This window comes from Tamlana sedimenti (genome assembly GCF_038148895.1).
Taxonomy (GTDB): Bacteria; Bacteroidota; Bacteroidia; order Flavobacteriales; family Flavobacteriaceae; genus Tamlana.
In genome coordinates this window covers 359,797-372,090 of the sequence record NZ_JBBVGQ010000001.1, presented here as the reverse complement: position 1 = coordinate 372,090, position 12,294 = coordinate 359,797, and the positions used below count along the sequence as shown (strand labels likewise).

Below are 12,294 nucleotides of genomic sequence, written 5' to 3'. Positions count from 1 at the left end.
ATTAAATTTATATGATAAAAATGCTTTTTCGACTTGTTTTCAATATCGTCCTTTTTTGTTTAAAACTGTTTATAACTTACATTAAAAAAAGAGGATATTCTATGTATTTTTATAAACTCATTTTCGACCAAACGACGAAACAAATCAACGCATAAACATTTAAGGAATGTTCTTAATTTTCGATACAGAAACCACAGGATTGCCAAAACGCTGGGATGCACCCATAACCGATGTAGATAATTGGCCAAGGTGTATTCAAATTGCATGGCAGTTGCACGACGCTATGGGGAATTGTGTTGAAAGTCAAGATTATTTGGTACAGCCAGATGGTTTTAATATTCCCTACGATGCGGAAAAAATCCACGGCATTTCTACAGAATTGGCCCAGGAGCAAGGTATACCTTTGGCAGAAGTATTGGAAAAATTTAACGAAGCACTAGGAAAGGCCAAATTCGTTGTTGGGCAAAATGTGAAGTTCGATTTAAATATTATGGGCGCGGAATTTGTACGGGCTGATGTTGAAAATCCGTTACAGGAATTGCCCGTATTGGATACCTGTACCGAGCATACAGCCCAGTTGTGCCAAATTCCCGGGGGGCGTTACGGCAAGTTTAAACTGCCCACATTGACAGAGCTTCATGAACACCTGTTTAACGAACCATTTGAAGAAGCCCACAATGCCACTGCCGACGTGGAGGCTACAACCCGCTGTTTTTTGGAGTTGGTTCGTTTGGGTGAATTCACGAAGGAAGAGTTAGACGTACAGCCTGATTATTTTGAGCGTTTTAAGGAGTCTAATCCTGATGAAATCCAACTCATTGGATTAAAACACATCAATCTTAAAAAGGAAAGCTCCAAAATAAGGGAGCGAATAAAAAAGGCTTCTTCGGCACACATTTCTTCCGAAGATTTAAAACAAAATGTGTCGGATTTAGTAGATGTAGATTTTGTGCATCTTCATAACCATTCGCAATTTTCGGTATTGCAATCCACCATGAGCGTGGCCGATTTGGTAAGTGCAGCTGCAGAACACAACATGCCTGCCGTGGCGTTAACGGACCATGCCAATATGATGGGTGCCTTTCATTTTGTAAATGCCGTTAGTAGGCACAATGGAAGTGTTAAAGCGAAGTTGCAAGCAGCCGAAGAAACTGGCGATAAAATTGATGTTAAGGAAATAAAACCTATAGTAGGTTGCGAGTTTTTTGTTTGTGAAGACCATACAGATAAAACCAGAAAAGACAATGGCTATCAAATTGTGCTTTTGGCCAAAAACAAAAATGGATACCACAATTTGGCAAAATTGTCGTCGCATGCTTTTGTTGACGGGTTTTATTACTTGCCCAGAATAGACAAAAAGCTCATTCAGCAGTATAAAGACGATATCATTGTACTTACCGGTAACTTATATGGTGAAGTGCCAAGTAAAGTGTTGAACGTGGGAGAAAACCAAGCTGAAGAAGCCTTGTTATGGTGGAAAGATGAATTTGGTGATGATTTATATGTAGAGCTAATGCGCCACAATCAAGAGGACGAAAATCGTGTAAATCCCTCTTTAATCGAGTTGGCAAGAAAACATAATGTAAAGTTGGTCGCTACAAATAATACCTATTATCAAAACAAAGAAGATGCCAATGCCCACGATATTTTACTTTGTGTAAAAGACGGTGAAAAGCAAGCTACACCAATTGGCCGAGGACGTGGATATCGCTACGGATTGCCAAATCAGGAGTATTATTTTAAATCTTCTGAGGAGATGAAGCAGCTTTTCAAAGATGTTCCCGAAGCCATTTTTAATGTTCAGGAAATTGTTGACAAAGTTGAAGCATTTCAATTGGCGCGTGATGTGTTATTGCCTGCATTCGATATTCCAGATGAATTCAAGCATGAAGAAGATTTGGTAGATGGTGGAAAACGAGGTGAAAATGCCTATTTGGGTCACTTAACCTATGAAGGCGCAAAGAAACGTTATGGCGACCCATTTTCAGAAGAAATTAAAGAGCGCCTCGATTTTGAATTAAGTGTTATTGAAAATACGGGCTATCCGGGCTATTTTTTAATTGTTGAAGACTTTATTCGCGAGGCACGCAAAATGGATGTTTCGGTGGGGCCAGGGCGTGGGTCGGCGGCTGGATCGGTGGTGGCCTATTGCCTTTGGATTACCAATATCGATCCTTTAAAATACGATTTGCTTTTTGAGCGTTTCCTTAATCCTGACCGTATCAGTATGCCCGACATCGATATTGATTTTGATGACGAAGGCCGTAGCCGTGTCATGGAATATGTCATTAAAAAGTACGGTTCAAACCAAGTGGCTCAAATTATTACATACGGTACCATGGCGGCCAAGTCGTCTATTAGAGACACGGCCCGAGTACTCGATTTGCCATTGTTTGACGCCGATAGAATTGCAAAACTAATACCCAACATGTCCAAACTGAACAAGATTTTTGGTTTGGATGAAAAGGAACTTGGTAAAAAATTTAGGGCAGAAGATTTAGAAAAGGTCAATCAATTGCTCAACATTTCGGAAGGAGACGATTTGGAGGCCGAGACCGTCAACACGGCAAGAACGTTGGAAGGTTCGGTGCGAAATACGGGTATCCATGCATGTGGGGTGATTATTACTCCAGATGATATTACCAAATTCGTTCCAGTAGCTACGGCAAAAGATTCCGAACTTTACGTTACCCAGTTTGATAACTCCGTGGTGGAATCTGCCGGTCTTCTAAAAATGGATTTCTTAGGGCTTAAAACGTTGACTTTAATTAAGGATACTGTTAAAATTGTTAAGGCAAAACATGGCATCCAACTAGATCCCGAGAGTTTTCCACTGGATGATGAGAAAACATATAAACTTTTCCAAAGAGGTGAAACCGTTGGGGTGTTCCAATACGAATCGCCGGGTATGCAAAAACATCTTCGAGATTTAAAGCCAACCGTTTTTGAAGATTTAATTGCGATGAATGCGCTGTACCGTCCAGGTCCTATGGAGTATATCCCAAGTTTTGTTAGAAGAAAGCATGGCGACGAAGACATAGATTACGATTTGCCTGCTATGGAAGAATACTTAAAGGAAACTTACGGTATTACGGTTTATCAAGAACAGGTGATGTTATTGTCCCAAAAACTGGCGGGTTTTACCAAAGGTGAAGCTGACGTGCTTCGTAAGGCTATGGGTAAAAAGCAGATTGCGGTACTCGATAAAATGAAGCCTAAGTTTGTTGAGCAGGCCAGTGCCAATGGGCATGATGCCAAAATTCTTGAAAAAGTTTGGAAAGACTGGGAAGCCTTTGCCAGTTATGCCTTTAACAAATCGCATTCCACTTGCTATGCCTGGATTGCTTACCAAACGGCATACCTCAAGGCACACTATCCAGCAGAATATATGGCTGCAGTGCTTTCCAATAACATGAATGATATCAAGCAGGTTACCTTTTTTATGGAAGAGTGTAAGCGTATGAAGTTGGATGTACTTGGGCCAGATGTGAACGAAAGTTACTATAAGTTTTCTGTAAATAAAGATGGCGCCGTGCGGTTTGGTATGGGGGCGATTAAAGGTGTTGGCCAGGGTGCGGTTTTAACCATTGTTGAAAATCGAAAAAAAGATGGCCCTTATAAATCCATTTTCGATTTGGCAAAGCGAATCGATTTGCGGGCCGCCAACAAAAAAGCTTTTGAAAATTTAGCATTGGCTGGGGGTTTTGACAGTTTTGGTAACACTCATCGTGCTCAATATTTTTATGATGAAGGCGATGGCATTACCTTTTTGGAAAAGGCCATTAAATATGCCCAAAAATACAAGGAAAATGAAAACTCGGCTCAGGTCAGTTTGTTTGGAGAGGCAAGTGACGTGCAAATCCCAGAGCCTTTAGTGCCTCCATGTGAAGAATGGGGCACCATGGAAAAACTTAGTAAAGAGCGAGAAGTTGTTGGAGTTTATATTTCTGGGCATCCGTTGGATGATTTTAAAACAGAAATGAATGCGTTCTGTAATGCCACTGTGGGCTTGTTCAATAATTTGCAACCTTTTGTTAACCGAGAATTGGTTTTTGGTGGTGTAGTTACGGATGTGCAGCATCGTGTTAGCAAGCAAGGAAAAGGATGGGCTTTATTTACTATTGAAGATTACAACGACAGTTTTGAATTCAGGATTTTTGGCGAAGAGTATCTAAAGTTTAGGCATTTTTTGTTGAAAAATAATTTTGTGTTTGTAAAGGCTTTCGTGCGTGAAGGTTGGATAAATAAAGAAACGGGTAAACCGAGCGACCCCAGATTGCAGTTCAATAATTTTCAATTATTACATGATGTCATGGAGCAATATGCCAAAAAACTGTCCATTCAAGTTGATATTCATGATTTGAATGAACAGAAAATCATCGCTTTAAAAGAATTAATCCATTTACATCCAGGTAATCAAGTGCTGAATTTCGTCGTTTATGATAATCGGGAAAAGTTAAAGCTAAGCATGCCCAGCAGAAAGCAAAAGGTAAAAGTCTGCCAAGAGTTACTGAATGAACTGGAGGCTCAAGATGTGAAGTTTAAGTTGAATTGATATTATAATTCAACAGCTTAGTAGTTTGAAATTTTATTTAGATTTATTAACCAAGTCCATTAAATCAACATCATTGCCCAACAAAATTTCGTTAGGGTTGATGCGTCCTTCCATTTTCCCGTTTTCCAGTTTTAAAACTCCACGGGGGCATACCGCAGAACAAATTCCGCAACCTACACAGCTTGACCGCACAATATTTTCGCCTTTTTGAGCATAAGCACGAACATCTATACCCATTTCACAATAGGTAGAGCAATTTCCGCAGGAAATGCATTGTCCGCCATTGGTTGTGATCCTGAATTTTGAAAACAAACGTTGCTGAAATCCTAAAATGGCTGCCATTGGGCATCCAAAGCGACACCAAACCCTGCTGCCAAAAATGGGGTAGAACCCTGTGCCAATTACCCCTGAAAAAACGGCGCCAATCAAAAATGAATAGGATGACCTTAACGTTTCTGCTTTAAACAAAAACAGTTTGGTTTCAGAGCTAAGTAAATGCATGCCAATTAAAACCAAAATAATCACAAAGTAACCAATGGCTCCATATCTGGCATCTTTGCCTAATTCTTTTCTTTTGAAAACCATGGTAAGCGAAAAAACCAAGGTTAAAAAGCCAACAACCGAAAACAAAAAAATGTCTCTGGTAAGCCAATATTTATTGGGGTCGTAACCCAAATAGGTGTAAATAACCGCGGCGGTCATTAAAACCACAAACACCAAAACGCTATGTATAACCCAGCGCTCTACCTTCCAAGCAAAAAGACTTTTGTCGCTTAAATGTCTAAAAGAATCCCCAGCAGTTTCTGCCAGCCCACCACAGCCACAAACCCAAGAACAATACCAACGTTTGCCAAAATTATAGGTAAGTATTGGTGTGATGACGAAAACGGACAAAACTCCAAAAACAAGCATGGCAACCCCAATACTTCCAGCGTTGATGAATGAATTTATTCGGTATTGCTCAAAGTTGTAATAGTTAAGTGGCCAAATGTTTTTGAGGTCGTAATAGGGTAATTCTGAATTCATCACATACATGAATTCTGGGATTAAAAAGGCAAATGCCAACTGAAAAAACATGACTGAAATGGTCCGAATTTGCTCGTATCGGTTATGCCTATATTTTAATAAAAACTTATAGCCAAAGATTAAAATGGCTAGTGTGTAGAGTGTTCCGTACACAAACCATTGGCTTGCCGGTCTTCCACTTAATAATTCACTCAATGGGTCAAATAATGAAATGAGTCCGGTATTAGCTTCATCAGATGGTGTTTGCCCTAAATACTGAGGAAAAAAATAAAGCACAATATAAAAACCAGTAAGCACAAGACCAGTAACCCAACCTAAAATACCTCTCGATGAAATAGATTTAAACCAAGTGCCATCATTTTTAATGCCTTCTGACTTCGTTAAGTACAGGTCGTTTGCAAAAACAACAGTGCCCGAGGTGATTAACGCTAAGGATAAAGTTAGAAACAAACCCTTACTAGGGAATTGAGTATTAAACAAAGCCAATACCAGAATGAAGAACCCGACCGTTCCCATAAAAACGCCAATTTTTTGTTTGGTTGTCATAGTAGTGGCATCAGGTTTTGCTAACGACATGCTGTGGTTTAATTTATTGCTCATTGATAATAGGCTTATGCCGTTTGAAGTTGATTTTTATAAACGGACAACATATCCGATTCATAAGTTCTATAAAATTCTGGGTCAAAATTAGCTTCAGATAAATGTTGCATCACATAATCCATATCACGCTTTTCGGTGAGCCATCTATCAAAAACTTCATGGCGCATTCTAATGCCAAAAGTGTTAATGCCTAGAAATTCATTCGTGTTCTTATTAAATGCCACAGTAATGCATTTGGTGTCGTCTTCATGCTTCCAATGGAAGTGGGTTTCGTTTTCTCCGGGCTTATTAAAAACCCAACCATAAGTTTGATATTCAATATCAAAAAACTTTGCCGAATTAAACCAATGTCCTGGGTTGTAGGGTGTTCTATTGCCGCAGATTGTTTGGGCAACTGTCTCACCCATCATGCGCCCGGTATACCAAACGGCTTCAATGTTGCGCCGTTGGCCAATTGGCTCAAGCTGTTCGGCGCAATCACCAATGGCGTAAATATCTTTAATGTTTGTTTCTAAAGAACGATTCACCTTTACACCCTTAGCAATTTCAATGTTAGTGCCTTTCAGGAAGTCAATATTTGGTGAAACACCAACCGTTAGCCCAACCACATAGCACATGATTTCTTCGCCCGTTTCTTCAATAATTACTGACTTTACCTTGCCATTTTTATCGGCTTTTATTTCTTTCAAATTGGTACTTAAACGTAAATCTATATGATGGCTTTTTATATGCCGATTTATCATTTGACTTTCACCTTCGGGCAAAACTCCGTTCCAAAAACTGGATTCACGAACCAAAAAAGTTACCGGAATATTTCTAGAGTTGAGCATTTCAGCAAGTTCAATACCAATTAACCCACCGCCAACAATCACGGCTCGTTTACATGCCAAATTATTCGGTGCGTATTTTTCTAAATTCTCTAAGTCTTGCTTATGGTACATGCCCATAACGCCCTCTAAATCTTGCCCAGGCCAACCAAATTTATTGGGTTTACTACCTGTTGCAATAATGAGTTTGTCATATTTTAGAGCATCATTGTTGTCAAAATGGAGCGTTTTAGCTTTAGTGTCAACCGTTTTTACATAGCCTTTTTTTAAGTCGATTCTGTTCTTCTTCCAAAACCAATTTTCGTAAGGCTGTGTGTGCTCAAACTTCATATGACCCATATAAACATACATAAGTGCCGTGCGCGAAAAGAAATATTCGGTTTCCGCAGAAACAATCGTAATTTTTTTATCGGAAAGTTTTCTTATGTGTCTAGCGGCCGTAACGCCTGAAATGCCATTGCCAATAATAACGATATGTTCTTCCATGTTTTGATGGGTGTTTTGTAATAGGTCGAAGCTAAAGATAATAACTTATAGTGAGCTTGTTAATTTAGAAACACTTTAAATTTTGTTATAGTTGTAAGGTTTCCTGAAATTTGTGGTCATCCAAATCCTTTTTTTCTTGAATGTAAGTTAGTCGTTACGTTTTGTTTCAATTTGTAAAGGGTGGGATTTGGATAGACTTTAAATGTTAAGATTCCTAATCTTATAATATTAAATGGTAAATTAGAAGTTTAAATGTTAATCGTTTATGCACATCCTTAAGTTTCTGTTTTTATGGTTGATTCTAAGTTTTCAATCCTGTGCACCGCAAATCCAAAAGATTAATGGAGTGAGTTTTGTGGCTTCAAGGGAAGCCATTGATGAAAACCACGTTAAGCCAGTAGTGCATTTAAATGCCAACTATGCTGCTGTGATGCCTTTTGGCTTTATTAGGAATTTGGAACACCCCGAAATAGTCTTTAATACAGAAAGACAGTGGTTTGGTGAAACCAAGGTTGGGGCTAAACAGTACATTGAAACTTTGAGAAAGAAAAAAATAAAAATTATGCTAAAACCACAAATTTGGGTTTGGCGTGGTGAATTCACTGGACTTATTAAAATGAATGCTGAAGCCGATTGGCAACTTCTTGAAAATTCTTATTCAAAGTTTATTTTGGATTTTGCCTCATTTGCCCAAGAGATGAAAGTTGATATTTTCTGCATTGGTACAGAACTCGAAAATTTTATTGACCACAGACCTGAATATTGGAACGAACTAATTAACGAAATAAGAAAAGTTTATAAAGGTAAGCTCACCTATGCAGCCAACTGGAATGAATTTAGCCGAACCCCATTTTGGAGTAAGTTGGATTATTTAGGAATTGATGCCTATTTTCCAGTGAGTGAAAGTAAAACTCCAACCGTTGAAGAGTGTTTAAATAGTTGGAAAAATTATAAGCAAATTATTTCTGAAATAATCCAAAAATATGATAGCACCGTTTTATTCACAGAGTATGGTTACAGAAGTGTTGATTATTCTGGAAAAGAACCATGGAAAAGTGACAGAAATATGGACCAAGTAAACTTGGAGGCACAAACAAATACTACAAAAGCACTTTTTGAAACCTTTTGGGGCGAAAATTGGTTTGCAGGTGGTTTTGTTTGGAAATGGCACCATAACCATGAAAGAGCTGGTGGAAAAAACAATACAAGGTTTACGCCGCAGAATAAACCAGCCGAGGCTGTAATTAGAACGCAATACAGTTTACGGGAATGATGTTAGACATTTTTAATATGGAAGAAATAACCTGAATTAAAGGTGCCAGCTATTAGTCCAAAACCATAACCAAATCATCCGCATTTACCATAATTCCTGTTTGCAGAGCAATTTTCTTGACTGTGGCATCCATATTTGCGGTAATTGTTGTTTCCATTTTCATGGCCTCGATAACGAACAAAGGTTGGTTTTTGGTTACTTTCTCTCCCCGTTTAACCAAAATGGTCGACAGCATGCCTTGCAATGGGGCCCCAACTTGGTTAACATCCGCTTTATCAACTTTAACATGCTCAACTTTATCCACTTTTATGGCATTGTCCTTAATTTGGACACTTCGGCCTTGCCCATTTAATTTAAAATAGACGGTTACCATACCATCGCTGTTCGGTAGACCAACAGATTCCAGCGTGATTAAAAGCGTCTTTCCTTTGTCCACCTCAACAATTATTTCTTCACCTATTTCCATGCCATAGAAGAAATTTTTGGTCGGTAAGTTCATAAGGTTGTCATATTTTAAATGCAAGTTGTAAGCATCGGTAAAAACCTTCGGGTACAATTGATAGGACAGAAAATCCGTGTACTCAATCGTTCTGCTTAAATCTTGTTCAAATATCTTTTTAAATTCTTCGTATTCCTTATCAAGATTTAATGGAGGCATATGTGCATTAGGCCTATCGGAATAAGGTTTTTGGTCTTTCAGAACTATTTTTTGAAGTTTTTTTGGAAATCCACCAACAGGCTGCCCTAAATCACCTTTAAAGAAATCAACTACCGATTGTGGAAAGGATAATGTTTCACCCTTTTCCATAACATCTTGGATGGTTAAATTATTACTCACTAAAAATTGGGCCATGTCGCCAACCACTTTGGAGCTTGGCGTAACTTTTACAATATCGCCAAAAAGGGTATTCACATCGCTATACATTTGTGTGATTTCATGAAAACGGTCTTCAAGCCCCAAAGCCCTTGCCTGTGGTTTTAAATTGGAATATTGCCCACCAGGAATTTCATGTTTAAAAACTTCACCGGAACCTGCTTTTAACCCAGATTCAAATGGGTAATAATATTCTCTTACAGTTTCCCAATAGTTAGAATATTCATTTAAAGAATCAATGTTTATATCTGTAGCTCTGTCTTGAAACTTTAACATTTCAACCACCGAATTGAAATTGGGTTGCGAGGTTAATCCTGACAACCCACCAAGGGCAACATCAACTACATCAACGCCAGCTTCAATAGCTTTTAAATAAGTTGCCGCTTGAATGGAAGACGTATCATGTGTATGCAGATGAATAGGAATTTTTAACTCTGATTTTAGTGCGGAAATGAGCTCGAAAGCCGCATACGGTTTCAATAAACCGGCCATATCTTTCACCCCCAAAATATGGGCTCCGGCATTTTCAAGTTCTTTGGCCAGATTGACATAGTATTTTAAATCGTACTTTTTATTGCTGGGATTTAAAATATCGTTGGTATAGCAAATGGAGCCTTCGGCTAAACCTTTGGTCCTGGTCCTAACATGTTCAATACATGGCGCCAATGATTTCATCCAATTTAGGGAGTCGAAAATTCTAAATACATCTACACCGTTCTCCCAAGAATGCTCAACAAACTCACCGATTAAATTATCGGAATAAGCTTTGTACCCCACACCATTTGAACCACGAATAAGCATTTGCAGTAACAAATTGGGCATGGCTTTGCGCAATAAACGCAATCTTTCCCAAGGGTTTTCTTGTAAAAAACGCAGGCAGACATCAAAAGTGGCACCGCCCCAAACTTCCATGCTGAAAATTTCAGGATGGTTTCTTGCATAGCCCTCAGCTACTTTTAGCATATCGAAAGTTCGCATGCGAGTAGCCAGTAAACTTTGGTGGGCATCACGCATAGTAGTATCCGTAAAATGCACCTTCTTTTCATTTTTAAGCCATTCTGAAAATTTTTCGGGACCTAGTTCTGTCAATAAATCTTTGGTGCCTTTTGGATAACCACCATTAATATCAAACTTCGGGACTTTGGGTTTTACAAATGTTTTGTCGTGTTCAATTTTTTTAACATCAGGATTGCCATTTACAATGATTTCACCGAGATAAGTGATTAATTTGGTGGCCCTATTTCTCGGTACCTTAAATTTAAATAAATCGGGGTTTTGCTTAATAAAGTTAACAGTAACTAATCCTTTCCGGAAGGTTTCATGAACCAGAATATTGTCTAAAAATGGCATGTTGGTTTTTACGCCACGAATTCTAAATTCTGCCAAAGCACGTCTAATTTTTCTGCTGGCACCGTCCAAAGTTCGGCTATGTGCTGTAACTTTTACCAACATGGAATCAAAAAACGGTGAAATCTTGGCACCTTGGTAAATGCTGCCCGCATCCAACCGAATACCGAAACCAGAAGCACTTCGGTAGGCAGAAACTGTTCCATAGTCTGGTTTAAAATCGTTTTGGGGGTCTTCGGTGGTTATTCGGCATTGCAAAGCATAACCATTGATTTTAATAGATTCTTGGTTGGTAATTTTTATTTGCTCGTCCGAAAGTTTATAACCACCAGCAATAAATAATTGAGATTTAACTAAATCTATGTTGGTAATCACTTCGGTAACTGTATGTTCAACCTGGATTCTCGGGTTTACCTCAATAAAATAGATGGAATCGTCATCATCTACCAAAAATTCTACCGTCCCAATATTGTTATAATTAACGGCACTACAAATTTTTATTGCGTAGTTGTAAAGGGCATTCTTGGTTTCATCTTTTAGGCCATATGAAGGCGCAAATTCAATAACTTTTTGGTAGCGTCGTTGCACCGAACAGTCGCGCTCAAAAAGATGGACAATATTGCCATGGCTGTCGGCAACAATCTGTATTTCAATATGTTTTGGGTTTTCAACAAACTTTTCCAAAAACACAGTGTCATCTCCGAAGGCGTTCAAAGCTTCACGTTTGCTTTCGGTGTAGGCTTTTTTCAGTTCTTCTTCATTTCGAATAACACGCATGCCACGTCCGCCACCACCCGAAGCCGCCTTGAGCATAATGGGGTAGCCAATTTTTTTGGCTTCGGAAATGGCAATTTTCACATCCTTTAAAGGCTTTTCATTACTTTTTATAATGGGGATTTGGTTTGCAATCGCCACTTCCTTGGCTGTAATTTTATCCCCTAATGCTTTTAAAACCGATACTTTGGGCCCGATGAAAATGATACCATTGTCCTCGCAAGCTTGGGCAAAATTGGCATTTTCAGAAAGGAAGCCATAACCAGGATGAATGGCATCAACCTCATTTTCAAGGGCAATTTTTATAATGGCCTTAATGTCCAAATAGGGTTTTAAAGGTTCATTGTCCTCACCAATTTGATAAGATTCATCAGATTTATAACGGTGAAGGGAGTAACGGTCCTCATAGGTGTAAATACCGATGGTTTTCACGTTAATTTCCGTACAGGCCCTAAAAATTCTAATGGCAATTTCGCCACGATTGGCGACTAAAACTTTCTTTATTTTCATAGGAAGTGCTTTAGATTGTCTG

Annotated in this window: 5 protein-coding genes; 2 read left to right on the top strand and 3 right to left on the bottom strand. The window is 38.8% G+C overall.

Annotated elements, in window-relative coordinates:
* Positions 1-166 precede the first annotated feature (166 nt).
* Positions 167-4,555 carry a DNA polymerase III subunit alpha gene (dnaE, locus tag WJN01_RS01615; RefSeq protein WP_445195411.1) on the top strand — a complete coding sequence of 1,463 codons (4,389 nt, stop codon included), beginning with the start codon at positions 167-169 and terminating at the stop codon, positions 4,553-4,555.
* A gap of 33 nt (positions 4,556-4,588) precedes the next feature.
* Here the strand turns inward: dnaE and WJN01_RS01610 are convergent, their stop codons facing one another.
* Entirely contained in the window at positions 4,589-6,181 is a 1,593-nt protein-coding gene (locus tag WJN01_RS01610) for a 4Fe-4S binding protein (protein ID WP_445195410.1), read from the bottom strand.
* Between the two features lie 11 nt (positions 6,182-6,192).
* Positions 6,193-7,494 carry an NAD(P)/FAD-dependent oxidoreductase gene (locus tag WJN01_RS01605; RefSeq protein ID WP_445195409.1) on the bottom strand — a complete coding sequence of 434 codons (1,302 nt, stop codon included), beginning with the start codon at positions 7,492-7,494 and terminating at the stop codon, positions 6,193-6,195.
* A 265-nt stretch (positions 7,495-7,759) separates the two neighbouring features.
* On the opposite strand from WJN01_RS01605, the gene WJN01_RS01600 reads away from it, so the two are divergent.
* The gene (locus WJN01_RS01600; protein ID WP_445195408.1) at positions 7,760-8,767 is read left to right on the top strand and encodes a glycoside hydrolase family 113; all 1,008 of its coding nucleotides are present in this window, start codon (positions 7,760-7,762) and stop codon (positions 8,765-8,767) included.
* A gap of 52 nt (positions 8,768-8,819) precedes the next feature.
* On the opposite strand, the gene WJN01_RS01595 is transcribed toward WJN01_RS01600, so the two are convergent.
* Positions 8,820-12,272: a pyruvate carboxylase gene (locus WJN01_RS01595; protein WP_445195407.1), complete on the bottom strand. Its 3,453-nt coding sequence runs from the start codon at positions 12,270-12,272 to the stop codon at positions 8,820-8,822.
* Between the last annotated feature and the right edge of the window lie 22 nt (positions 12,273-12,294).